Annotated in this window: 23 protein-coding genes; 11 read left to right on the top strand and 12 right to left on the bottom strand. The window is 69.5% G+C overall.

The annotated features are described in order from the left end of the window. Positions 1-153 precede the first annotated feature (153 nt). Genes ACWDR3_RS13550 through ACWDR3_RS13540 form a run of 3 tightly spaced genes read left to right on the top strand, consistent with a single transcriptional unit; the run spans position 154 to position 2,320 of the window. Positions 154-1,218 (top strand): aromatic ring-hydroxylating dioxygenase subunit alpha, encoded by a 1,065-nt coding sequence (locus ACWDR3_RS13550; protein WP_450352648.1) that lies wholly within the window; start codon positions 154-156, stop codon positions 1,216-1,218. Continuing rightward, on the top strand, positions 1,215-1,388 hold the full coding sequence (locus tag ACWDR3_RS13545; RefSeq protein WP_450352647.1) for a hypothetical protein: 174 nt from the start codon (positions 1,215-1,217) through the stop codon (positions 1,386-1,388). Before ACWDR3_RS13550 ends, ACWDR3_RS13545 begins: the two co-directional genes overlap by 4 nt. Then, positions 1,385-2,320, top strand: a complete 936-nt coding sequence (locus ACWDR3_RS13540; protein WP_450352646.1) for a PDR/VanB family oxidoreductase — start codon at positions 1,385-1,387, stop codon at positions 2,318-2,320. Before ACWDR3_RS13545 ends, ACWDR3_RS13540 begins: the two co-directional genes overlap by 4 nt. On the opposite strand, the gene ACWDR3_RS13535 is transcribed toward ACWDR3_RS13540, so the two are convergent. Beyond that, positions 2,235-3,086, bottom strand: a complete 852-nt coding sequence (locus ACWDR3_RS13535) for an IclR family transcriptional regulator domain-containing protein (protein ID WP_450352645.1) — start codon at positions 3,084-3,086, stop codon at positions 2,235-2,237. The two genes, ACWDR3_RS13540 and ACWDR3_RS13535, sit on opposite strands and share 86 nt — an antisense overlap. A 159-nt stretch (positions 3,087-3,245) precedes the next feature. Between ACWDR3_RS13535 and ACWDR3_RS13530 the strand changes: the two genes are divergently transcribed. From ACWDR3_RS13530 to ACWDR3_RS13515, 4 genes are read left to right on the top strand one after another with little or no spacing between them, the layout of a single operon-like run. Next, a complete protein-coding gene (locus ACWDR3_RS13530; RefSeq protein ID WP_450352644.1) occupies positions 3,246-4,220 on the top strand; it encodes an ABC transporter substrate-binding protein in 975 nt (324 codons plus the stop codon). Then, entirely contained in the window at positions 4,217-4,990 is a 774-nt protein-coding gene (locus ACWDR3_RS13525; protein ID WP_450352643.1) for an ABC transporter permease, read from the top strand. Before ACWDR3_RS13530 ends, ACWDR3_RS13525 begins: the two co-directional genes overlap by 4 nt. A 47-nt stretch (positions 4,991-5,037) precedes the next feature. Further along, a complete protein-coding gene (locus ACWDR3_RS13520; RefSeq protein ID WP_450352668.1) occupies positions 5,038-5,814 on the top strand; it encodes an ABC transporter permease in 777 nt (258 codons plus the stop codon). Positions 5,815-5,843: 29 nt separating this feature from the next. After that, a complete protein-coding gene (locus ACWDR3_RS13515; protein WP_450352642.1) occupies positions 5,844-6,710 on the top strand; it encodes an ABC transporter ATP-binding protein in 867 nt (288 codons plus the stop codon). Here the strand turns inward: ACWDR3_RS13515 and ACWDR3_RS13510 are convergent. The 10 genes from ACWDR3_RS13510 to ACWDR3_RS13465 form a co-directional block, all read right to left on the bottom strand. Next, positions 6,679-8,823, bottom strand: a complete 2,145-nt coding sequence (locus ACWDR3_RS13510; protein ID WP_450352641.1) for a galactose-binding domain-containing protein — start codon at positions 8,821-8,823, stop codon at positions 6,679-6,681. The genes ACWDR3_RS13515 and ACWDR3_RS13510 overlap by 32 nt on opposite strands. A gap of 190 nt (positions 8,824-9,013) precedes the next feature. Further along, entirely contained in the window at positions 9,014-10,630 is a 1,617-nt protein-coding gene (locus tag ACWDR3_RS13505; RefSeq protein WP_450352640.1) for a glycoside hydrolase family 13 protein, read from the bottom strand. 40 nt (positions 10,631-10,670) lie between these two features. Then, a complete protein-coding gene (locus tag ACWDR3_RS13500) occupies positions 10,671-11,546 on the bottom strand; it encodes a carbohydrate ABC transporter permease (protein ID WP_450352639.1) in 876 nt (291 codons plus the stop codon). Further along, entirely contained in the window at positions 11,543-12,502 is a 960-nt protein-coding gene (locus tag ACWDR3_RS13495) for a carbohydrate ABC transporter permease (RefSeq protein WP_450352638.1), read from the bottom strand. Before ACWDR3_RS13495 ends, ACWDR3_RS13500 begins: the two co-directional genes overlap by 4 nt. 5 nt (positions 12,503-12,507) lie before the next feature. After that, positions 12,508-13,857: an ABC transporter substrate-binding protein gene (locus ACWDR3_RS13490; protein WP_450352637.1), complete on the bottom strand. Its 1,350-nt coding sequence runs from the start codon at positions 13,855-13,857 to the stop codon at positions 12,508-12,510. Between the two features lie 186 nt (positions 13,858-14,043). Further along, positions 14,044-15,039 carry a LacI family DNA-binding transcriptional regulator gene (locus ACWDR3_RS13485; RefSeq protein ID WP_401712510.1) on the bottom strand — a complete coding sequence of 332 codons (996 nt, stop codon included), beginning with the start codon at positions 15,037-15,039 and terminating at the stop codon, positions 14,044-14,046. A 64-nt stretch (positions 15,040-15,103) separates the two neighbouring features. Continuing rightward, entirely contained in the window at positions 15,104-15,919 is an 816-nt protein-coding gene (locus ACWDR3_RS13480) for an ABC transporter permease (RefSeq protein ID WP_450352636.1), read from the bottom strand. 11 nt (positions 15,920-15,930) lie between these two features. After that, on the bottom strand, positions 15,931-16,821 hold the full coding sequence (locus tag ACWDR3_RS13475; protein WP_450352635.1) for an ABC transporter permease: 891 nt from the start codon (positions 16,819-16,821) through the stop codon (positions 15,931-15,933). A 3-nt stretch (positions 16,822-16,824) separates the two neighbouring features. Further along, complete coding sequence (locus tag ACWDR3_RS13470; RefSeq protein WP_450352633.1) at positions 16,825-18,033, bottom strand: ABC transporter substrate-binding protein; 1,209 nt, start codon at positions 18,031-18,033, stop codon at positions 16,825-16,827. A gap of 17 nt (positions 18,034-18,050) precedes the next feature. Beyond that, positions 18,051-19,094 carry an ABC transporter ATP-binding protein gene (locus tag ACWDR3_RS13465; protein ID WP_450352632.1) on the bottom strand — a complete coding sequence of 348 codons (1,044 nt, stop codon included), beginning with the start codon at positions 19,092-19,094 and terminating at the stop codon, positions 18,051-18,053. Between the two features lie 104 nt (positions 19,095-19,198). Between ACWDR3_RS13465 and ACWDR3_RS13460 the strand changes: the two genes are divergently transcribed. Both ACWDR3_RS13460 and ACWDR3_RS13455 read left to right on the top strand, forming a co-directional pair. Further along, on the top strand, positions 19,199-19,945 hold the full coding sequence (locus tag ACWDR3_RS13460) for a FadR/GntR family transcriptional regulator (RefSeq protein WP_450352631.1): 747 nt from the start codon (positions 19,199-19,201) through the stop codon (positions 19,943-19,945). 36 nt (positions 19,946-19,981) lie between these two features. Further along, positions 19,982-20,791 (top strand): cache domain-containing protein, encoded by an 810-nt coding sequence (locus tag ACWDR3_RS13455; RefSeq protein ID WP_450352630.1) that lies wholly within the window; start codon positions 19,982-19,984, stop codon positions 20,789-20,791. 39 nt (positions 20,792-20,830) lie between these two features. Here the strand turns inward: ACWDR3_RS13455 and ACWDR3_RS13450 are convergent, their stop codons facing one another. Continuing rightward, positions 20,831-21,493: an MmyB family transcriptional regulator gene (locus ACWDR3_RS13450; RefSeq protein ID WP_450352629.1), complete on the bottom strand. Its 663-nt coding sequence runs from the start codon at positions 21,491-21,493 to the stop codon at positions 20,831-20,833. 223 nt (positions 21,494-21,716) lie between these two features. Here ACWDR3_RS13450 and ACWDR3_RS13445 point away from each other — a divergent pair, with 223 nt between their 5' ends. Together ACWDR3_RS13445 and ACWDR3_RS13440 are read left to right on the top strand one after the other, a co-directional pair. Continuing rightward, positions 21,717-22,367, top strand: coding sequence for a helix-turn-helix domain-containing protein (locus ACWDR3_RS13445; RefSeq protein ID WP_450352628.1), 651 nt, complete (start codon positions 21,717-21,719; stop codon positions 22,365-22,367). Positions 22,368-22,399: 32 nt separating this feature from the next. Continuing rightward, positions 22,400-22,930: a toxin-antitoxin system, toxin component gene (locus tag ACWDR3_RS13440; RefSeq protein ID WP_280874680.1), complete on the top strand. Its 531-nt coding sequence runs from the start codon at positions 22,400-22,402 to the stop codon at positions 22,928-22,930. The last annotated feature ends 73 nt before the right edge of the window (positions 22,931-23,003 follow it).

Raw genomic sequence — 23,003 nt, 5'->3', positions numbered from 1 at the left:
CTCCGGGAGCTGAACCAGTGCTCTGACCAGCCCGCTCGCGGAAGCCCTTCCGTCTCGCGGAAGCCACCTTGCCGACACACCGCAAGTCTCACGACCCTGATTCCAACCAGGCACGCGGGGCAGAGCCGCCCCGCTCTCAGGGACGGGATCGCCATGCCGCACACCACCGCCTTCGCCCGCAATCAGTGGTACGTCGCCGCCTACAGCCACGAGATCGGCCGGGAGCTGCTCGGCCGGACGATCCTCGGTGAGCCCCTCGTCCTCTACCGCACCGAGGACGAGGGCACCCCCGTCGTCCTGCACGACCGGTGCGTGCACCGCCGCTACCCCCTGTCCGAGAGCGGGCTCGACGGTGACCGGATCGTCTGCGGGTACCACGGGTTCACGTACGACACGACCGGCGCCTGCGTGTACGTGCCCGGGCAGAAACGGATACCCCGCACCGCGCGCGTGGCCTCCTACCCGGTCGTCGAGCTGGACGCCCTGATCTGGGTGTGGATCGGCGACCCGGCCCTCGCCGACCCCCAGACCATCCCGCGCGCCCGGCACCTCGACTCCCCCGGCTGGGTCACCGTCTCCGGCATGGAGCCCATCGACGCCGACTACGGGCTGCTCGTCGACAACCTGCTCGACCTCTCCCACGAGACGTATCTGCACGGCGGCTACATCGGTACGCCCGAGGTCGCCGAGACGCCGATCACCACGGAGGTCGACGAGGGCGCCGGGATCGTGCGCGTGAGCCGGCACATGGACGACGCCGAATGCCCGCCGTTCTACGCCAAGTCGACCGGGATCAGGGGCCGGATCACCCGCTGGCAGGACATCGAGTACCACGCACCCTGCCTCTATCTGCTGCACAGCCGGATCGCGCCCGTCGGTGTGCTGCCGGAGGCCGACGGCAGCGACCCGAACGGCTTCCACACCGAGATCACGTACGCCATCACGCCCTCCGCCGACGGTCATGTCTACGACTTCTGGGCCGTCTCACGCGACTGGGCGATCGACGACGCCGAGGTCACCGAGTTCCTGCGGGGCAACAACCACACCGTCGTGATGCAGGACGTCGACGCGCTCAACCTGCTGCAGAAGACGCTCGGTTCGGAGCGGTCGGGCTACCAGGAGCTCAGCATCAACATCGACACCGGCGGCCTGGCCGCCCGCCGCATCCTCGCCCGGCTGGTCGAGGAGGGCGACAAGCCCGTGGAGAAGGTGCTGTGAGCGGCAGCCCCACCGGGGAGGTCTACCGCATCGACTGGCTGCCTGGCACGGACGTCCTGCACGGTACGTGTCACTGCGGCGCCGAGCACACCGCCCAGGACCCCGTGGAGATGTGGGAGTGGATGCTCGGCCACCCCGAAGGACACCGACCCCCGGAGCACGGCGCATGAGCCTGTACGAGGCCGAACTGGTCGTGAACACGAGGGAGTCGGCCGCGGAAGGGGTCGTCGCCCTCACTCTCCGGCATCCCCTGGGCGACGAACTCCCCGCCTGGGAACCGGGAGCACATCTGGACGTCGTGCTCGGGCCGGAGCTGGAACGGCAGTTCTCGCTCTGCGGGGATCCCGGAAACCGCTCCGAGTGGCGAATCGCGGTGCTGCGGGAACCCGACGGACGGGGTGGATCCGCCTTCGTCCACGAGCAGTTGGGCGTCGGCGACAAGGTGCGGGTACGTGGACCTCGTAACCACTTCCGACTGGAGCCCGCGCCCGGCTACCGGTTCATCGCCGGCGGGATCGGGATCACCCCGATCCTGCCGATGCTGGCCGCGGCCGAGGCGGCGGGAGCCCGATGGACGCTGCTGTACGGCGGGCGGACCCGTCAATCCATCGCGTTCACCGAGGAGTTGGGGCGGTACGGGGACCGGGTCACCGTCGCCCCGCAGGACGAGACCGGGCTGCTCGACCTCGCCTCCGTGCTGGACGACCTGCCCGAGGGCACCCTCGTCTACTGCTGCGGTCCCGGGCCGTTGCTGGACGCGGTCGAGGAGCGGTGTCCGGCGCCGGTGCTGCGCGTCGAGCGGTTCCAGCCGAAGGCCCAACAGGGCGGCGAGAACGGAGAGTGCGAGGTGGAGCTCGCGCAGAGCGGGCGTACCGTCACGGTCGGCCCGGACGTGTCCGTACTCGACGCCGTCCGCGCCGCCGGTGTCGAGGTGCTGTTCTCCTGCACCGAGGGGACCTGCGGCACCTGCGAGACCGATGTGCTCGACGGCGTCCCGGACCACCGGGACTCGGTGCTCACCGAAGAGGAGCGGGCGGGCGGCGAGACGATGATGATCTGCGTGTCCCGCTGCCGGGGGAAGCGGCTCGTGCTGGACCTGTGATCGCGAGGTCGGCGTCGATCCGGTCGACCGTCGCGAACAGGTGCGGCAGCAGGTCCCGGCGGATCGACTCGACGGAGGTGCGGCCGGCGGGCACCGCGAGGTTGACCGCCGCGACCACCTCGCCGTCCCGGTCCCGCACCGGGGCGGCGACCGACCGCAGCCCCTCCTCCAACTCCTGGTCCACGATGGCGTATCCCTGTCGGCGCACCCGACGCAGCTCCGCCCGCAGGGCCCCCGGCGAGACGATGGTCCGGTCGGTCAGCGGGCGCAGTTCCACGCGGGCGAGCCGGGCGTCGACCTCCTCGTCCGGGAGGTGGGCGAGGACGACCCGCCCCACCGAGGTCACATGGGCGGGGAAGCGGGTGCCGACGGTGATCGTGGCGGCCATGATGCGGCGGGTCGACACCCGGACCACGTAGACGATGTCGTCGCCGTCGAGGACGCACAGTGACGACGACTCCCGTACCTGCGCGACGAGTTGCTCCAGATGGGGCTCGGCGATCTGCGGCAGGGTGACGCTGGAGAGGTAGGAGTAGCCGAGTTCCAGGACGCGCGGGGTGAGGCGGAACAGGCGCCCGTCCTGATGGACGTACCCCAGGTCGACCAGGGTCAGGAGCAGTCGGCGGGTGGCCGCGCGGGTCAGCTCGCAGGTGTCGGCGACCTCGCTCAGGGTGCGGACGGGATGCTCCCCGTCGAAGGCGCGGATCACGGCGAGTCCGCGTTCGAAGGACCTCACGAAGTGTGACGCACGGGCATCCGCTGGCATTGCCGCCTCCAAAAGTGTCAACAATGTTGTTGGCGAACCCATTGACCCGACCCGTTGCGCCTTCTACCTTCCGGCTGTGCGAGTTCGCGCACTACTGTGCGCCTTGCGCACGACCTGTCGGAACACCGTTGCACCGTTGTTGTCTGCACAGGAGGAGCCATGCGCCGTCTGCTCGCCGGTCTCACCGCCGGTGCCTTCCTGCTCGTCGCGACCGCCTGTGGCTCGTCCGACGACTCCAACTCGTCGTCGGACAAGGGCTCGTCGTCCGGCGGCACGACCACCGTCAAGGTGGGGATCATCCCCATCGTCGATGTCGCCCCGCTCTATCTAGGCCAGAAACAGGGCTTCTTCAGCAAGCAGGGCCTGAAGCTCTCGATGACGCTCGCCCAGGGCGGCGCGGCCATCGTGCCCGGGGTGACGAGCGGTCAGTTCCAGTTCGGGTTCTCCAACATGACCTCGTTGATGGTCGCCCAGTCCAACAACGTGCCCATCGAGGCCATCGCCAACGGCGTCGCCTCAACGGGCGTCAAGGGCAAGGACTTCGGCGGGCTCGTGGTGAAGAAGGGCAGCCCCATCAAGTCCCCGAAGGAGCTGGAGGGCAAGAAGGTCGCCGTCAACACCCTCAAGAACATCAACGAGATCGTGGTCCGCGACTCGGTCCGCCGGGCCGGCGGCGACCCGGACAAGGTCAACCTCGTCGAGCTCGCCTTCGACCAGATGCCGGCCGCGCTGGACTCGGGCCAGATCGACGCGGCGATGGCGGTCGAGCCGGCGCTCACCACCATGAAGCTCCAGGGTGCCGTCGAGATCGCCTCCCCCCTGGTCGACGTGGCCCCGAACCTCACGGTCGCCATGTACTTCACGTCGACCGCGTACGCGCAGAAGAACCCCGAGATCGTGAAGAAGTTCCAGGACGCCACCGCCGAGTCCCTGGCCTACGCCGACGCGCACCAGGACGAGGTCCGTCAGATCGTCACCACGTACACCAAGACCCCGGCCGACGTGCTGGCCGCGATGACCCTGCCCAAGTGGCCGACCGAGGCGAACCGTTCCTCGATCGAGGCGCTGGAGAAGCTGAGCGACGAGAACGGCCTCTTCAAGAACGCCCCGGACCTCAACAAGCTGCTGCCGTGAGGGGATTGAACACCGCACTCGGCGCGGCCGGGCTCGCGGCCTTCCTCGCCCTGGGCGAGGCGGTGCCGCGGCTCGGCCTCGTCAAGGAGGCCTACTTCCCGCCGGCCAGCCGCATCGCCTCGGCCCTGTGGGACGAGGTCACCACCGACGGCTTCTGGTCGGCGCTCCGCGACACCCTCACCGGCTGGGCGGTGGGCCTGGCCATAGCGGTCTGCGCGGGTGTCGTCGTGGGCGTGACGATCTCGATCGTGCCCTACCTGCGCGAGGCGACCGCCTCGACGATCGAGTTCCTGCGCCCGATCCCGTCGGTCGCCCTCATCCCGCTGGCCGTCCTGCTCTACGGCGCCGAACTGAAGTCGGTGCTCATCCTCGTCGTGTACGCCTCCTTCTGGCAGGTGCTCGTCCAGACGCTGTACGGCGTCCAGGACGTGGACCCGGTCGCCGAGGAGACGGCACGCTCGTACGGTCTCGGCACCTGGGCGCGCGTGCGCCATGTGCTGTGGCCGACCGCGCTGCCGTACGTCATGACCGGGGTGCGGCTCGCCGCCGCGGTCGCGCTGATCCTCGCCATCACCGCCGAACTCGTCATCGGCGCACCGGGGTTGGGCCAGGAGATCGCCGTCGCGCAGACCTCGCAGGCGGTGCCGGAGATGTACGCGCTGATCGTGGTCACCGGGGTGCTGGGGCTGCTCATCAATGTCGGCGCGCGTACGGTGGAACGGCGGGCGCTGGCCTGGCACCAGTCGGTGCGCGGGGAGGTGGCGGTGTGAGCGGCGATGTGAAGGGCGCCGTACGTGGCCCTGTGCGTGACGGTGTGATCGGACGCCTGCTGCTGCGGCTGCTGTTCGTGCTCGCGCTGCCCGTGGTGCTGGTCGCCCTGTGGTGGGCCGCGTCGGACGGGAACACCGATCCCTTCTGGCCCCCGCTGCGGACGATCCTCAAAACCTTCCCGGACGTCTGGACCGCCGACCGGCTGCGCACGGACGTCGTACCGAGCGTCCTGCGGCTCCTCGCGGGCTACGCCACGGCGGCCGTCGTCGGCATGGCGCTCGGCACGGTCATCGGCTCCTACCGCAGGGTGCGGGCGGTGTGCGAGCCGGTCCTGGAGTTCCTGCGGGCGGTGCCGCCACCGGTGTTGATCCCGGTCATCATGCTGTTCGCGGGCATCGGCGACACGATGAAGATCGTGGTGATCGCGAGCGGCTGCGTCTGGCCGATCCTGCTCAACACGGTCGAAGGCGTCCGCGCGGTGGACTCCGTGATGCTGGAGACGGCCCGCTCGTACGGCGTCAACGGCCCTGCCCGGCTGACCTACTTGGTCCTGCCCGCGGCCAGTCCGCAGATCTTCGCGGGCCTGCGCCAGGCGCTGTCGATCGGCATCATCCTGATGGTCATCAGCGAGATGTTCGCCGCCAGCAACGGCATCGGCTTCACCGTCGTCCAGTTCCAACGCAGCTTCGCCATCCCCGACATGTGGACCGGGATCCTCGTCCTCGGTCTGCTCGGCTTCCTGCTGTCCGTCGTCTTCCAACTGGTCGAGCGCCGGGTGCTCGGCTGGTACCACGGTCTGCGCGCCTCCACCCGGCGGTCCTGAGTGAACTTCGTGAAGGGGCGGTCCAGTCCATGCTCGACGTACGCGGCCTGAACAAGGTCTACGAGGGTTCGGGGCGCCGGGTGGAAGCCGTGCGCGACCTCACCTTCACGGTGTCGGCCGGTGAACTCGTCTGCCTTGTCGGCCCGTCGGGCTGCGGCAAGACAACCCTGCTGAAGTGCATGGGCGGACTGCTCACCCCGACGGCCGGCCAGGTGCTGCTGTCCGGCAAGCCGGTCAGCGGCCCGCCGCCCGGGATGGCGTTCGTCTTCCAGGAGTACGGCCGCAGCCTCTTCCCCTGGATGCGGGTCGGCCAGAACGTCGAACTCCCCCTGAAGCAGAAGGACTTGACCAAGGCGCAGCGCAAGGAGCTGGTCGCGGACGCGCTGGAGTCGGTCGGCCTCACGGACGCCGCCGGCGCATACCCGTGGCAGCTGTCGGGCGGCATGCAGCAACGGGTCGCCATCGCACGGGCGTTGGCGTACGAGCCGCAGGTCCTGCTGATGGACGAGCCCTTCGCGGCGGTCGACGCGCAGACGCGAGCCGATCTCGAAGACCTGGTACGGGGATTGTGGCGCGAGCGCGGGATCACGATCCTGTTCGTCACCCACGACATCGACGAGGCCGTGTACTTGGGCGAGCGGGTGATCGTGCTCTCCGCCTCCCCGACCGTCGTGCGGGAGCAGCTGAAGATCGATCTGCCCGACGAGCGCGACCAGTTGCACACGCGCGTGGCCCCGCGCTTCGCCGAGCTGCGGACCCATGTGTACGAGCAGATCCAGGCGGCGAAGCGCGGGACACCTCAGGACGCGGTCCCGAAGTCGATCTCGATCACGAAGTCGGACACGGTGACCGAGTCGGACACGGTCACGAAGTCGAGTACGCCTCCACTTCACTGAACTGCGCGGCCGGCCACCCGGTGTTGGCGCTGACGGACAGCCGCAGATAGCGCAGGTTGGTGGTGCTGGGCACGGCGATGGTGACCGTGTTGCCGGTGGCCGGGTCGAAGCGGTAGCCGGTGGCGCCGACGACGGTCGAGGCGGTCCCGGCCTCGGTGCCGCCCTGCACGGTGATGGTCTGGGTACGGGCGCCCCAGGCCGAGGACGGCGGCAGCTTCAGCACCAGCCGGCGGACGTTCTTGGTCGCGCCCAGGTCGACCGTCAGCGCCTGCGGGAAAGCGTTGTTGGTGGACTCCCAGTAGCTGTTCGCGTTCCCGTCCACGGCGTTGCCGGGCGCGAAGCCGCCCTGCGAGCCGGTCGCGGAGGCCGGGCGGCCCTGGGCGAGGTTGCCGCCGGTGCCCGGGTCGGGGTTGCCCCGGCCGGGCTGCGGCCAGGCCGAGCAGTTCGACCAGGTGCTGCTCCAGCCGGAGTTGCCGCCGCCGTCGGTGAGGGCGAAGGTGCCGGAGTTCGCCGGGTAGGGGCAGTTGTAGATGCCCGCCGCGCCGACCGAGGTGGCCGTCACGTTGCGGAAGGTGGCCGCGCCCTGGGCCTCGGCCTGGACGACGACCGTGCCGGTGTTCCGGACGGTCGCGCCGGTCACGTTGACGTTCCGGACCGGGTAGCCCTGGCCGCCGCCGGAGACGAACTCGAAGGCGCTGTAGGGGCTGTCGGTGATCGTCGTGTTGGTGATGTTGACCGTGGCGTTGATGGCGCTGTCGTAGGAGTCGACGCGCAAGGCGCCCATCGGGTGACCCCAGTTGGGGTTGATGGCTCCCGCGCGGACGAGCGTGTTGCCGTCGACGGTGATCGTGCCGGCCAGCGGGGAGAAGGGGTCGAGGAACTTCTGGTTGGAGATCGCGATACCGCTGCCGAGGGCGTTGGTGTCGGAGATCAGATTGTTCCTGACCGCGATGTCGGTACCGCCGTAGATCGCGATGCCGTTGGCGAGGTTGGGCTGCGAGATCGTGTTGTTCTCGAAGCTGCTGTTGCTGTCCGCCCCGTTCAGCGACCACATGGCGAGCGAGTCGTCGCCCTGGTTGCGCAGGAAGTTGTTGCGGACGCGGACCCCGTGGGCGTTGCCGTTGAGGTTGAGGCCGTCGGCGGTGGTGTCGAGGATGCGGTTGTTCTCGACGACCAGGTTGTCGTTGTTGCCCATCAGCCAGAAGCCGACCTTGAGGTGCTGGATCCACATGCCGGAGACCGAACTGTTCGGTCCCAGCGTGCCGTTGACGAAGTTGTCCGGGTTGGAGTCGACGCGCTCGGTGACCTCGCCGAGGACCGCGAAGTCCCGGATGCGGAGGTTGCCGGAGGACCCTGACTGGTCGATGAACCGGGAGGAGTGCACGACGGAGTACCAGCTGCCGGCGCCCTGGAGGGTGACGTTCTGGACGCCGCTGAGCGAGGACGTCAGCCTGTAGTCGCCCGGCGGGATCCACACGACTCCCCCTTGCGCGGAGGCGATCGCGTCCCGGAAGGCCTGCGTCGAGTCGCCGTTGCCGCTGGGATCGGCGCCCTTGGAGGTGACGGAGACCGAACCGGCGGGCTGACCGGCGGCCGCGGCCACCTGCTCGAAGTCGGCCACGTCGACGGTGACTTGGGTGCCCGTCGACTGGAAGGCGACCTTGTCACCCGCCTGCACGTTCCGCCCCAGCAGCAGCCGGGCGTTGTCGAAGAAGTGGTGCGTCTTGGCGCCGGCGATCCAACCGGTGTCGACGTACGAGTACTTGGACGTGACCGCGAGCGTCTTGGCGAGCTTGGTCCCGTTGACGTAGACGTCGAGCGTGCCCGACTGCCCGTCCGGGACGCTGTAGGAGACGTTCACGGCGTTGGCGGCGCTCGGCACGGTGAACTCGACGCGCTGGCCTGAGGCGATGCGTACGGCCTGTCGTCCCGATGCCTCGGAGGCGAGCGTGCCCTGGGTGTAGTCGGGGCCGATCTTCGTGCCGGTCGTGGTCGCGGACTCGGCCTCCACGGAGGTGAAGGGGAGGCTCGCTCCGGAGGCCGCGTGGGCGGCGGTCGGGGCGATCGCGGTGAGGAGTCCGGCGGAGAGGGCGACCACCATCAAGGCTGGCATGCCCCTGACAGTTCTGTGCATTGCTGATCCCTTCGTGGTGGGGGTAAAGGGGATAGCGAGGCGGGGGTGGGGGTTGGCGAGGTGGAGGTAGGTGCTGAGGGACGGCGAGGTGGAGGTAGGGGGCTGGGGGACGGCGAGGTAGAGGTAGGAGGCTGGGGGACGGCGAGGTGCGCGCGGCCTGGCCGCGGGGTCAGGTGCGCAGCCAGGCCGCGGTGTCCCTCGGCAGTCGGCCGTCGGCGTCCAACGGGCCGCTGACGAGGAGCAGTTCGGTGTGCGTGGGCAGGTCGGCGGGCGCGTCGGCGAGGTTGACCACGCACAGCACGCCGGCCCCCCGGGTGAAGGCGAGAACGCCCTCGGGCGCGGGCAGCCAGCCGAGCGGCCCGTCACCGAGAAGCGGGCGGAGCCTGATGGCCTCGCGGTAGAGGGAGAGCATCGAGCGGGGGTCGGCCGCCTGGAGATCGGCCGCGTACGAGGCCCAGCCCGCGGGCTGCGGCAGCCACGGTTCGTGTTGCGAGCCGAAGCCCGCGTAGGGCGCGTCGGCGATCCAGGGCAGCGGGACCCGGCAGCCGTCGCGTCCGGGATCCGTACCGCCGGAGCGGAAGTACATCGGGTCCTCGATGCGGTCGCGCGGGATGTCGGCCTCGGGCAGCCCCAACTCCTCGCCCTGGTAGACGTAGACCGCGCCCGGCAGCGCGAGCGAGAGCAGGGCCGCCGCGCGGGCGCGCCGGGTGCCGAGGACGAGGTCGGTCGGGGTGCCGAAGGCCTTGGCGGCGAAGTCGAAGCCGGTGTCGGCGCGGCCGTAGCGGGTGACGGTCCGGGTGACGTCGTGGTTGCACAGCACCCAGGTGGCGGGCGCACCCACCGGTGCGTGCTCGGCGAGCGTGGTGTCGATCGACGTACGGAGTCTGTCCGCGTCCCAAGGGCAGGACAGGAACGAGAAGTTGAAGGCGGTGTGCAGTTCGTCGGGGCGCAGGTAGCGGGCGAAGCGCTCGGCGTCGGGCAGCCACACCTCGCCGACGAAGACACCGCCGAACTCGTCGGCGACCGCGCGCCAGGCGCGGTAGATGTCGTGGAGTTCGTCGCGGTCGACGAAGGGGTTGGGGTCGCGGCCCTCGACCCAGTCCGGCAGGTCGGGGTCCTTGGCGAGCAGCGCGGCCGAGTCGATGCGGACGCCCGCGACGCCCCGCTCGAACCAGAAGCGCAGGATGTCCTCGTGCTCCTGACGGACGGCCGGGTGGGCCCAGTTGAGGTCGGGCTGTTCCGGCGTGAACAGGTGGAGGTACCAGTCGCCGTCGGGCAGCCGGGTCCACACCGGCTCGGTGGAGCCGACGAACTGCGAGGGCCAGTCGTTGGGCGGGAGTTCGCCGTGCTCCCCGCGCCCGGGCCGGAAGTGGAACAGCTCGCGCTCGGGGCTGCCGGGTCCTGCGGCGAGCGCGGCCCGGAACCACGGGTGCTGGTCGGAGACGTGGTTGGGCACGATGTCGACGATGGTGCGGATGCCCAGCTCCCGCGCCTCCGAGATCAGCTTCTCCGCCTCGGCGAGGGTGCCGAAGGCCGGGTCGATCGCGCGGTAGTCGGCGACGTCGTAGCCGCCGTCCTTGAGCGGCGACAGGTACCAGGGGTTGAACCACAGGGCGTCCACACCGAGTTGGGCGAGGTACGGCAGCTTGGCGCGGACGCCGGCGAGGTCGCCTGTGCCGTCCGCGTCGCCGTCGGCGAAGCTGCGGACGTAGACCTGGTAGATGACGGCGGAGCGCCACCAGTCCTGGTGCTGCGGCTGCTTCTGGGCATGGCTGGGCTGTCCCACTGTGCCTGCCTTTCTGTCTCGGGTCGGAGGGCGGTCGGTGTCAGCCCTTCGTGCTGCCCGTGCTGATTCCGGCGATGATGTGCCGCTGGAAGATCAGGAACATCGCGACCATGGGGATGCTGGCGATGACCATCGCCGCGATGAGCACGGTCAGCTGGATGTTCTGCGACAACTGGACGAGCGCCACGCTGATCGGCTGTTTGTCGGTGTCGGAGAAGACCATCAGCGGCCAGAGGAAGTCCTGCCAGACGGCGACCAGGGCGAAGATGGAGACCACGCCCAGGACCGGCCGTGACATCGGCAGCACGATCGACCACAGGATGCGCAGCTTGCCGGCGCCGTCGATCTCGGCGGCCTCCAGCACGTCACGCGGGATCTGGTCGAAGAACCGCTTGAGCAGATAGAGGTTGAAGGCGTTGGCCACGGCCGGCAGCCAGATGCCCAGCGGGTCGTTGAGCAGACTGGTGTGGATCAGCGGCAGATCGGCGACGGTCAGGTACTTCGGTACGACCAGGGCCTGGGCCGGCACCATCAGGGTGGCCAGGATGCCGCCGAGTATCAGCTTGCCGAAGGCCGGCTTCAGCTTGGACAGGGCGTAGGCGGCGGCCGTGCACAGCACCAGCTGGAAGAACCAGGCGCCGGCCGCCTGGACCACGGTGTTCCACAGATGCTGGGGCAGCTGCATCAGGTCCCAGGCGTCGGTGTACCCGCTGATGTGCCAGTGCTTGGGAATCAGCGTCGGCGGGGTCTGGGTGACCTCGTCCGGCGACTTCATCGCTCCGGTCACCATCCAGTAGACCGGGAAGAGGAAGGCCAGCGCGAAGAGGAGGACGACGCCGGTGAAGACGGTCCAGTAGACGGCCCTGCCGCGCGGCCGGGCCAGCGCCGCCGGGGAGACCAGGGTGCGGGTGCTCACGCGAAGTCCTCCCCGGATCGGGTCAGGCGCAGGTATACGGCGGAGAAGACGCCCAGCAGCACGAGGAGCATCACGCTCAGCGCGCAGGCGCCGCCGAAGTCGTTGTAGAGGAACGCGTACTTGTAGATGAGGTACAGGACGGTGACCGTGGCGTTCTCCGGGCCGCCGCCCGTGATCACGAACGGCTCGGTGAAGACCTGCATGGTGGCGATGATCTGAAGGAGCATCAGCATGAGGATGACGAACCGGGTCTGAGGGATCGTCACGTGGCGGATGCGCTGGAGGATGTTCGCGCCGTCCAGCTCGGCCGCCTCGTACAGCTCGCCCGGGATGGACTGGAGGGCGGCCAGGTAGATCAGGACGGTGCCGCCCATGTTGGCCCAAGTGGCCACGATGACCAGGGAGATGAGGGCCGTGTCGGCGCCGTTGGACCAGTTCGAGGTGGGCAGGTGCAGAAAGCGCAGCGCCTCGTTGGCGAGGCCGGCCCCGGGATCGTAGAACCACTTCCACAGCAGTGCGCTGACCACCGGCGGGATCATCACCGGCAGGTAGACCACGACCCTGAAGAAGGCCTTGGCGTGCCGCAGTTCGTTGAGGACCAGAGCCATCACGAACGGGATCGCGAAGCCGATGAGCAGGGCGAGCAGCGTGAAGGTGAGCGTGTTGCGCCAGGCGGCGGTGAACTCGGGGTCGTGCCAGACGCGGGTGAAGTTGTCGGTGCCGACCCACTCGGGGTCCGAGCCCGGCGTGTACTTCTGGAAGGAGATCACGACGGCGCGGATCGCCGGGTACCAGGAGAACAGCGCGAAGCAGATCAGGCCGCCGACGAGGAAGGCGTAGGCGCGCGCCTGGTCGGCGAGACGGCGCCGCCTCCGGTCCCCTGCCGGAGGCGGCGCCTGCACCGGGCGCACGGCGACCGTCTCGACGGGTCGGCGCGCTGCGGTGGTCTTGGGCATCTCGGTCAGCCCCGGGCCAGGATGCTGTCGATCTTGCCGGAGGCATCCTTGAGGAGCTTGTCGATGTCGGCGTCCTTCTTGGTGAGGACGGCGGAGACGGCCCCGTCGAGGACGGAGTAGATCTGCTGGGCGTTGGGCGGCTCGATCTTCATCTGGAGCGACTGGTTGCCGTCCAGGAAGGCCTGGTAGTTCTCCACCGGCACGTTGGCGTTGGCCTTCTTGACCTCTTGGTCCTTGGCGTCGGCGGCGCCGGTGAACAGGCGCGGCTCGGGCAGGCCGACCGGGGCGTTGTTCTGCTTGGCGCGGGCGTAGTCGCCGAGGAAGCCGTCTCCGGGGGTGAGGAACATGGAGTCGAGCCACTTGAGGCCGGCGCGGATCTGGGCGGGCGAGTCGTTCTTGTTGAACATGTAGCCGTCGCCGCCGATGAGCGTGCCCTGGCCGCCGGGCATGGGAGCGAGGGCGAGGTCCTTGTAGTTGCCGCCCTTCTCCTTGACCAGGATCGGGATGTTGTCCGGCGCCGAGAGGTACATGCCGAGCTTGCCCGAACCCATCATCTGCTGGACGTCGTTGATGACCAGCAGCTGCTTGCTGCCCATCGAGTTGTCGGTCCACCGCATGTCGTGCAGGTTCTGCAGGACCGCGTGCCCCTGCGGGGTGTCGATGCTGGCCTTCTTGCCGTCGGCGGTGACGACGTCGCCGCCCTGGGAGTACATCTCGGCGGTGAAGTGCCAACCGCCTTGGTTCTGGGCGGAGTAGTCGGCGTAGCCGACGGTGCCGTTGCCGAGCGCGGCGATCTTCTTGGCGTCGGCGCGCACCTCCTCCCAGGTGGTCGGAGGCGTGTCGGGGTCGAGGCCGGCCTTCTCGAAGAGCGCGCGGTTGTAGATCAGACCCATCGAGTAGCCGGTGCGCGGGATGCCGTAGATCTTGCCGTCCACGGTGTAGATGTCGCGCAGCTGCTTCTGGATGGTGTCGTAGCTCTTCAACTCCTTGACGTACGGAGTGAGATCGGCTGCCTGGCGGACGTCGACCACGTGCTTGGCGTCGGTGAAGTACGTGTAGAACACGTCCTCCATCTGACCGCCGGCGAGCTTGGCGTCGAAGGTCTTGGGGTCCTGGCAGGGGAACGCGTCGTGCGCGACGACGTCGATGTTCGGGTTCTTCTTCTCGAAGGACGCGATGTCCTGCTCGAAGAAGGAGCGGTCGACCTTGGCGCTCTTGGGCGGCATGCAGTTGACCGTGATGCGGGTCTTGCCGCTCGCCGAGTCGTCGTCGCCCGACCCGCAGGCGGAGGCGGCCAGGGCAAGCGAACAGACACTGAGCGCGGCGAAAGTACGGCGGAACCCGGTGATTCTCATCGGTGGACCCCTCGTGGCAGGAGCGGTGGGCGCCGCACACTCAAGCACCGCCGACAGCTGTCCGCAAGATGTCGCGCAGAATCCGTAATTATTTGACAGAGGATTGGATGTGATGGATCTCCGATTGACTGTGCATCGTCAGCGGCCGACAGCTCTGCCGGAAATCGGTCCAGCGGCTGCCCGGAATCAGTCCCGCGGCGCTTGCGCGGTCGAGCCCCGGACCACCAGCTCCGGCTCGAAGAGCAGCTCGTCGGCCGGTACGGCGCTACCGCCGACCTGTGCGTTCAGCAGCTCGACCGCCGCTCGCCCCATGGCCTCGATGGGCTGGCGCACGGTGGTGAGGGGCGGCTCGGTGCAGTTCATCAGCGCGGAGTCGTCGTAGCCGACGACGGAGATCCGGCCCGGCACGTCGAGACCCTTGCGGCGGGCGGCCCGGATGACGCCGAGCGCAAGCGGGTCGCTGGCGCAGATGAAGCCGGTGACCCCGCGGTCGATGAGCCGGGTGGCCGCCGCGTGGCCGCCCTCGATGGAGAACATGGCCCGGGCGATGTGCTCGTCGGGCAGCTCGCCGAGAGCGCGCGCCGCGGTCAGCTTGCGCGCCGACGGCATGTGGTCGTCCGGCCCCAGGACGAGGCCGATCCGCTCGTGTCCGAGCGAGGCGAGGTGCCGCCACGCCTGCTCCACGGCCACCGCGTCGTCACAGGAGACACCCGGGAAACCGAGGTCGTCGATGGACGCGTTGACCAGCACAACCGGAATGTTGCGCTCGGCAAGCCGCCGGTAGTGATGGTGCGGCGCGTCCGCCTGGGCGTAGAGACCGCCGGCGAAAACGACGCCCGAGACCTGCTGCTGCAGGAGCAGATCCACGTAGTCCGCCTCGGAGACACCGCCCTTGGTCTGGGTGCACAGCACCGGGGTCAGCCCGGCCTGGGCCAGCGCTCCGCCGATCACTTCCGCGAAGGCGGGAAAGATCGGGTTCTGCAGCTCGGGCAGGACCAGACCGACCAGTCGCGCGCGCTCGCCGCGCAGTTGGGTGGGCCGCTCGTAGCCCAGTACGTCCAGGGCGCTGAGCACCGCCTGCCGGGTGGGCTCGGAGACCCCCGGCTTGCCGTTGAGCACCCGGCTGACCGTGGCCTCGGAGACCCCGACCTTCTTCGCTACCTCGGCAAGTCGTCGCGTCATGAGCGCAAGAATAGCGCAAGAAACGCAAACGGCTTGCGTAGAGCTCGGATCCGGGGCCGGATCCTCAGACCCGGCTGCTCGTCGCCGTGTCGGCCGACATCCGCTGAGCGACGTAGATCGGGATCACGGAGAACAGTACAAGGACGGCCGCCACCACGTTCACGACCGGCGCCTGCTGCGGTCGGGTCATGTTGTCGAAGATCCAGAGCGGCAGGGTCTGGACACCCGGTCCGGCCGTGAAGGTGGTCACGACGATCTCGTCGAAGGAGAGCGCGAAGGCGAGCAGTCCGCCCGCGAACAGCGCCGAGCGCACCAGCGGGAAGGTGACGTCAACGAAGGCGCGGAAGGTGTTGGCACCGAGGTCCATCGCGGCCTCCTCGTACGTCCCCGAGGTGCGGCGCAGCCGGGCGACGACGTTGTTGAAGACCACGACGATGCAGAAGGTGGCGTGCCCGACGACCACGGTGAACAGGCCGAGGCCGACGCCGAGCGGCTCAAGTACCGTGCTGAAGGCCGAGTTGAGGGCGATGCCCGTGACGATGCCGGGCAGCGCGATCGGCAGGACGACGACGAAGGACAGGGCGCTCCGGCCGAAGAAGCGGTACCGGGAGACCGCGAAGGCGATCAGGGTGCCCAGCACGAGGGCGATCGCGGTGGCCCCGAGGCCCGCCTTCACCGAGACCCAAAGGGCCTCCCGCGCACCGGAGTTGTCCTTGGCCACGGACCACCAGTGCAGGGTGAGTCCGGGCGGCGGCCAGCTCGCGCTGCGGTCCGGGTTCAGGGAGTTGACGAGGACGAGCAGCAGCGGCACGTAGATCACCGCGAAGCCCAGCCCGGCGGCGACGCGCAGCGCGATCCGCGCGGAACGGGAGAGTTGCACGACGGGCTCCTCTACAGGCTGCTCAACGCGCCCGTGCGGCGCATCGCGAGCAGGTACAGCACGATGACGGCGACGGGGACCGTGGCGAGGGTGGCGGCCATGGGCAGATTGAGTTCGATGTTGGAGTAGACGAGGTTGCCGATCAGCTGCGTCTTGCCGCCGACGATCTGCACGGTGATGTAGTCGCCGAGGCTGAGCGAGAACGTGAAGATGGACCCGGCGGCCACGGACGGCAGCACCATCGGCAGCACGACCGACCGGAAGGTCCGCCCGGCCCGGGCGCCCAAGTCGGCTGACGCGTCAAGGAGGTTGGCGGGCAGCTGGACCAGCGCGGTGTGGATCGGCAGCACCATGTACGGCAGCCAGAGGTAGGTCAGGGTCAGCACGGTGGCCGGCAGACCGAACCCCGTCCCGCTCAGCCCGAACGGCTTCAGCATCCAGTCGGCGAGCCCGCCCTGGGACAGGATCAGCCGCCACGCGTACACCTTCACCAGGTAACTCGCCCACAGCGGCGTGAGGATGGCGACCACGAGCAGCGGCCGCCACTTCGGCCGCGCCACCCGTGCGGTGTAGAAGGCGAGCGGGAAGGCGATCACCGCGCACAGCACGGTCACCGCGAGCGCTACGCCGACACTGCGCAGGATCACCTGCCGGTACACCGGCGTCGTGAACAGCTCGTGGAAGTTGTCGGTCGACCAGACCTTCACCACCTCGGAGGTGAAGGAGTCCGTCGTCCAGAACGCGGAGACGAACAGCACGGCGAGCGAGCCGAGATAGAGCACGGCCAGCCACAGCAGCGGGGCGGTCAGCAGCAGCCCCAGCCGGAGCCGGGGGCGCCGGTGCAGCGCCCCGGCGAGCCGCCGGACGGTCCCCCGCCCGGCGGTCTGCGCCTCTACGGTCATGGATCAGCCCTTGATCTCGGTCCAGGCCTGGACCCACTTGGCGTACGGCACGCACTTGACGTCCGTGCGGCCGTCCAGGCACTGCTCGATGGGCGTGTTCCAGAACGCGATGTTCTTCCAGTAGCTCTCGTCGGCCGCGTGGTAGGTGGTGCAGAAGTTCTTGTCGCTGGTCAGGTCGCACGCCTTGGAGTTGGCGGGGGCCTCGCCGAAGTACTCGGCGACCTGCGCGTTGACCTTCGGCGAGATGATCCAGTCCAGCCATTTGTAGGCGCAGTTGGGGTGCTTGGCCTTCGCCGAGACCATCCAGGTGTCGGACCAGCCGGTCGAACCCTCCTTCGGCACGAAGGCCTTGACCTTCGCGCCCTCGTCGGACGCCAGGTTGGCGATGACCTGCCAGGTGGTGCCGACGACGGAGTCCCCGCTCTTGAAGGCGGAGATCTCCTTCAGGTAGTCGCCCCAGTACTCGCCGATGCTGGAGTTCTGCGTCTTGAGCAGCGCCACCGCCGCGTCGAACTGCTTCTGGTCCAGCGCGTAGGGATCCTTGATCTTCAACTCCGGCTTGGTGGCCTTGAGATACAGGGCCGCGTCGGCGATGTAGATCGGCGAGTCGTACGCGGTGACATGGCCCTTGTACTTCGACGCGTCGTCGAAGACGGCCGCCCAGGACGTCGGCGCGGGCGTCACCTTCTCGGTGTTGTACATCAGCAGGTTGGCGCCGCGGCCGTGCGGGATGCCGTACATCTGCCCGTCGACGGAGTTCCAGTTGCCGTCCTTCAACCCGGCGAAGACGTCAGCGTAGTTGGGCACGAGCTTGGTGTTGACGGGCGCGGCGTCGCCGGAGGCTATGAGGCGCAGGGAGGCGTCGCCGGAGGCCGAGACGGCGTCGTACTCACCGGTCTTCATGAGCTTGACCATCTCGTCGGAGCTGGCCGCGACCTTGGAGTTGACCTGGCAGCCGGTCTGCTTCTCGAAGTCGCTGACCCAGTCGACCTTCGGGTCGTTGGAGCCGTCCTCGACATAGCCGGCCCAGGCGATCAGGTTGACCTGGCCCTCGGTCTTGCCGAGCTTCGACTGCTCTTTGAGATCAGGGGGGTTGAGGCCGCCGGCCGAGCCGCTGCCGGAGTCGGAGGAACCGCAGGCGGTGACAGCGAGGAGCAGCGCGGCGGCGGCCGCGGTCTGGAGGGTACGGATGTGGCGCACGACGTTCTCCATACGTGAGGGACGGCGGATCAGTCGGGGACGTGGACGGTGTGGCGGCGCTGCCAGCGCAGGCGGACCCGGGTGCCTCGGTAGGCGGCGACGTCCTCGGCGGAGGTCTCCAGGTTCTGCTGGAGGGCGGTGAGGCGGCCGCCCGCGTCGAGGTCGACCAGGAAGCGGGTGGAGTCGCCGAGGTAGACGACCTCGGCGACGGTGCCGACGGCGGTCGTATGCTCGGGCGAATCGGCCTCGGTGAACTCCTCGGCGGTCTCCTCGACGATCCGGATCTTCTCGGGCCGGACGCTGAAGGTGCCGGCCTTGCCGACGACTCGCTGGGCCGCCTCGCCAACCAGAAGGTTCGAGGTGCCGACGAAGGACGCGACGAACGAGGTGAGGGGGCGTTCGTAGATCTCGGCGGGGGTGCCGACCTGTTCGAGCCGGCCCTGGTCGAAGACGGCGATGCGGTCGCTCATCGTCAGGGCCTCCTCCTGGTCGTGGGTGACGAAGACGAAGGTGATGCCCACCTCGCGCTGGAGCGCCTTGAGTTCGACCTGCATCTGCTCGCGCAGCTTGAGGTCGAGGGCGCCGAGCGGTTCGTCCAGGAGCAGCACCCGGGGCCGGCCGACCAAGGCGCGGGCGAGGGCGACGCGTTGGCGCTGTCCGCCGGAGAGCTGGCCGGGCCGGCGCTTCCCGTACCCGTCCAGACGCACCTCGGCGAGCGCCTTGCGGGCCCGTACGAGCCGCTCGGCCTTGGGCACACCCCGGACCTTCAGGGCGTAGGCGACGTTCTGCTCGACGGTCATGTGCGGGAAGAGCGCGTAGTCCTGGAAGACGGTGTGGACGTCCCGCTCGAAGGGCGCGAGCCCGGTGACGTCCTGGCCGGCCAGCTCGATCCGGCCGCCGGTCGGTGTCTCGAACCCGGCGATCATGCGCAGGACGGTGGTCTTGCCGGAGCCGGAGGGACCGAGCAGCGAGAAGAACTCCCCGTCCCGGATCTCCAGGTCGATGCCGGCCACGGCGGTCGTCCCACCGAACGACTTCCGCAGTTCGTGCAGCCGGATCGCACTTCCCTCCATGGGCGGGAACCTTTCTGGCGCTCTCGTTCGTTGCACGGAAACATATGAAGTCATAGTTCAAATCTCAAGGCCCCCTTAGGGTAAAGCTTGAGTCAACGCACAAGGTGGTGGCCGTGAAGCAATCGACCGACGGCGGCGCCCGCAGAGCCGTCTTCGCGCCCGTGGACAACCGGGCGCGCGTGGACGCGGTGGTACGCCGGCTCGGCGACGCCATCGAGCTCGGCCTGCTCGCCGACGGGGAGCAGCTGCCCGGCGAGAGCGAGCTGGCCGGGCAGCTCGGCGTGTCCACCGTGACCTTGCGCGAGGCACTCATGGCGCTGCGCCAGCAGGGCCTGGTCACCACCCGCAGGGGCCGCGGCGGCGGCTCCTTCGTCTCGCTGCCCGAGGACCCCGGCGAGGAGCGCCTCCGGGTCCGGCTGCGCGGCTGGAGTCCGGAGGAGCTGCGCGACCTGGGCGACCACTGGGCGGCCCTGTCGGGCGCCTCGGCCCGCCTCGCCGCGGACCGCACGGAACCCGACGACCTCGTCCAACTGCACCGCACCGCCACCGAGTTGAGCGAGGCACCGGACCCCGCGGCCTGTTCCCGGATGTACGGACGCTTCCATGTGGAGCTGGCCGCCGCCGCGCAGTCCGCCCGGCTCACCCGGGAGCAGGTCGCGCTGCAGACGGAGGTCGGGGCGCTGCTGTGCCTTGTGCTCGGCGACGACGAATATCGTGAAGAGGTGGCGGACCGTCACCGCTCCGTAATCTCGGCGGTGCAAGATGGGGCCCACGATTCGGCCAGGGAACTGGCCGAGCGGTGCGTCCAGGAGTCGACGGCGCGGCTCATCGCCGTACGCCTCGCCCTGTAGCCGCGCCGCACCGGTCCCCGTCCGCTGGAGGGCCCCATGAGCAGCAGCCCCGGCCTCGTCGGCACGGCGACCCCGACGCTCGTCGCGTCCGCCGGGGAACAGGCCGAGGAACAGATGGCCGCGCGGGTGGGCGACGCGCTGGAGGCGGTGTTCGACGCGGTCGCCGAAACCCGCGTGGACGCAACGGAGTTGCTGACCCGGGTGGCCGCCCTGCGGCGCCGCCCCGCGACCGCCGACCTGGCCGCGCTCCGCCCCGGTCTCCATCTGCGCCTGACCCGGCAGGAGTTGGTCTCCGGCGTCGGCTTCGTCGCCGCCCCGGGTCTGCTGTCGGACGTGCCGGCCTGGCTGGAGTGGTGGCAGACCGGCGCCCAAGGGGACGTGAAACCCCTCCTGTTGGACCTCGACCCGCAGCACTCCGCGTACTCGGACTACACGCACTGGGACTGGTTCGCGCTGCCCCGCGACACCGGCCGGCGCGCGGTGGCGGGCCCGTACGTCGACTACCTCTGCTCGGACGAGTACAGCCTCACGCTCTCCGCGCCCGTCGAGGTGGCGGGCCGCTTCGTCGGCGTGGCCGCGGCGGACGTGTACCTGCGGCACTTCGAGGCGGCCGCCCTGCCGTTGCTACGAGGGCTGCCGGGACCGGCGTATCTGGTGAACGCGCGCGGCCGGGTGGCGGCCTCCGCGGACCCCGCCCATCTCGCCGGCTCGCTGACCAAGGGCCCTGATTTCGCGGGGGTGTTGGAGCGCTCGCGTGCCGCGGACCTCGACGGGGTGCGGCTGTTCCCGTGCCACGGCATCCCGCTGGTCCTGGTGACGACCGCCCGCCGGGCGGAGGTTCACTGACTAGGCGCCGTCGGCGACCTGAACGCCGACGGTGCCCGGTCAGGTCTCGGGGGTGGGGACCACCCTGAGATGCGCGGCCGTGGACCTGGCACCGCGCGGCCGGGACCGCTCACGGCGGGTCTCGCGCAGCACCAGCGTCAGCCGCCGGTATCCCATCTCGCGCAGCGTGCGCGGTGTCTCGTCCACCACCCGGCACTCGGTGGCGCCCCAGCGCGGATCGGGATGGTGCACGGGCCGCACGACACCGTCCTGCTCCAGGGCGTCCTCCCCGGCCACGCACATCCAGTGCGGCAGGCCCTGCCGGTAGGCGGCCTCCATGATCGGGTCCTGGGCGATCTCGCGCCGAATGGCCTGAAGTCCATGGTCGTGCGCGCACCGCTCCACGGCGGACGAGAAGTGCGCCAGCATCGGCAGGCACCACAGCGACTCGTGATCGCCGAGGACCGTGCCCGCGTCCGGGTGGAACAGCACGAAACGGAGCAGGTTGTCGCCCGGCATCGCGGTCGGATGCGGGCTCATCTCGCGGAAAAGTGACGCGAATGCACTGTTGGAGAGAACCACGTCCCAGCGGTGGTCGAAGACGACGGACGGAAAGGGGACAGCCTCCACGAGGGTGGCGTAGTCCTGCAGATACGCCTGGGCCTCGGGACTCTCGGGGACGGGCCGCGGTGCCGGCCGCTGCCCTCCTGCCTGATACGCCATCGGGAGGTCACCCCTCTTGCCTATGCGGCCTTCACGCGGCGCCTTGATCCTGCGGTCCCGACGCGAGCCGTGTCAACTATCGTGGCATTCCGTGCCTGTTGACGGCTTAAATTGGCCACAGTTGTGGCGAGACCTGGATGTGAGTTCGAACCTACGGGTAATGTCCGTCGGGTTCACGGCAACGGCTTGTGAAAAGCCGGTGAGAAACGTAGGAGATCTGTCGGTGACGGATGGCTTCGAGGGTCCGGGCACCACGGCGACCGCTGCGCTGCCGGCCGTCGTCGCTCGCGTCGCCGCGCTCGCCGACCGCCTCGGCGTCGCGCACACGGAGGTCTTCGACGTCGGCCGCCTCTCCGCCGCCTCCGGAGTGCCGCAGCCGGTGGTCAGGGATCTGCTGAACGGCCGTCCGGCGGGCGAACCCGACGTCCAGGCCCGCTTCCTCCAGCGCCTCGGCCTGCTGCGCCGTACCCGCCTGAAGCCCAACGGCCGCAAATACACCCAGCAGGAGATCGCCGACGGCGCGGGCATGTCCCGCCAGCAGGCCGGCGCGCTCATCAACGGCGACCGGCGCCCCACCATGGAGCACTGCGACGCCATCCAGCGCTTCTTCCGGGTGCACGCGGGCTTCCTGACCGCCGAGGACCCCGAGGCCCTCACCGGCGCCCTGCAGAGCACCGAGCAGGAGCTGCTGCAGAAGCTCGCCGAGCGGGAGGCGGACGGCACCGGCCAGGATCCGCTGGAGCGGCTGCTGCAGGACCACGGGGTGCGCGGGATCGCCTGGCGGGCCGCCCAACTCCCCACCGACCAGCACCGCGACAAGGTCGCGGAGTGGCTGGACATGCTCCTGGAGAGCGTCAAGCGGCCCGAGTCGTGAGCCGGGGGAGAACTGTGGGCATCGGCAAGCAGATGCGCCGCCTGTGCGGCGAGTTGGTCACGGAGCTCACGCTGCCCGCGCCCGCGCCACCGGCGGACCTGTACGGCGCTTTGTGCTCCGCGATGAGCAGGCGCCGCGGCCGTCCGGTGCACTTCCGCACGGCGGCCTTCCCCACGGCGACGGCCAGCGGCCTGTGGCTCGACATGACCGACCAGGACCTCGTCGTCATCGAGGAACGCACCGCGCCCGACCACCAGTTGGTGATCCTGGGCCACGAGCTGTGGCACATGCAGGCCGGCCACCACGGCCATCACGTCGAGGGCGCCAAGGTCGCGGCCCGACTCCTGGACGACGGGGCGGACCTGCTGGCCACCGTCCGCGCGGTCGCCGCCCGCAGCCACTTCGACCAGGCCGAGGAGCAGGAGGCCGAGGCCTTCGGGCTGCTGCTGGCCAGCAAGTGCCGTACGTGGCTCGCCGGTTCGGGGCTGCGCGGCCCGGTGCAGCGCGACCACCTGGCGGGCCGCATCGGAGCATCCCTGGGGTATCTGGGGCCACAGGGCTGAAACGCTACGCGCGGTGACAGAGCGCCGCGCGCGGTCAAATCCCGTACCGGAGCGGCGCGTTACCGAGCGCCGC

This window comes from Streptomyces sp. NPDC001002 (assembly GCF_053599215.1).
The sequence above is the reverse complement of the archived record's forward strand: the minus strand, read 5'-3'. Positions and strand labels throughout refer to the sequence as shown.

Coding starts and splice junctions, on each gene's coding strand:
- ACWDR3_RS13495 (WP_450352638.1), bottom strand. CDS start 12,502: ATGCCCAAGACCACCGCAGCGCGCCGACCCGTCGAGACGGTCGCCGTG.
- ACWDR3_RS13455 (WP_450352630.1), top strand. CDS start 19,982: ATGAGCAGCAGCCCCGGCCTCGTCGGCACGGCGACCCCGACGCTCGTC.
- ACWDR3_RS13470 (WP_450352633.1), bottom strand. CDS start 18,033: ATGGAGAACGTCGTGCGCCACATCCGTACCCTCCAGACCGCGGCCGCC.
- ACWDR3_RS13550 (WP_450352648.1), top strand. CDS start 154: ATGCCGCACACCACCGCCTTCGCCCGCAATCAGTGGTACGTCGCCGCC.
- ACWDR3_RS13490 (WP_450352637.1), bottom strand. CDS start 13,857: ATGAGAATCACCGGGTTCCGCCGTACTTTCGCCGCGCTCAGTGTCTGT.
- ACWDR3_RS13535 (WP_450352645.1), bottom strand. CDS start 3,086: ATGCCAGCGGATGCCCGTGCGTCACACTTCGTGAGGTCCTTCGAACGC.
- ACWDR3_RS13530 (WP_450352644.1), top strand. CDS start 3,246: ATGCGCCGTCTGCTCGCCGGTCTCACCGCCGGTGCCTTCCTGCTCGTC.
- ACWDR3_RS13515 (WP_450352642.1), top strand. CDS start 5,844: ATGCTCGACGTACGCGGCCTGAACAAGGTCTACGAGGGTTCGGGGCGC.
- ACWDR3_RS13450 (WP_450352629.1), bottom strand. CDS start 21,493: ATGGCGTATCAGGCAGGAGGGCAGCGGCCGGCACCGCGGCCCGTCCCC.
- ACWDR3_RS13540 (WP_450352646.1), top strand. CDS start 1,385: ATGAGCCTGTACGAGGCCGAACTGGTCGTGAACACGAGGGAGTCGGCC.
- ACWDR3_RS13440 (WP_280874680.1), top strand. CDS start 22,400: ATGCGCCGCCTGTGCGGCGAGTTGGTCACGGAGCTCACGCTGCCCGCG.
- ACWDR3_RS13485 (WP_401712510.1), bottom strand. CDS start 15,039: ATGACGCGACGACTTGCCGAGGTAGCGAAGAAGGTCGGGGTCTCCGAG.
- ACWDR3_RS13465 (WP_450352632.1), bottom strand. CDS start 19,094: ATGGAGGGAAGTGCGATCCGGCTGCACGAACTGCGGAAGTCGTTCGGT.
- ACWDR3_RS13475 (WP_450352635.1), bottom strand. CDS start 16,821: ATGACCGTAGAGGCGCAGACCGCCGGGCGGGGGACCGTCCGGCGGCTC.
- ACWDR3_RS13510 (WP_450352641.1), bottom strand. CDS start 8,823: ATGCCAGCCTTGATGGTGGTCGCCCTCTCCGCCGGACTCCTCACCGCG.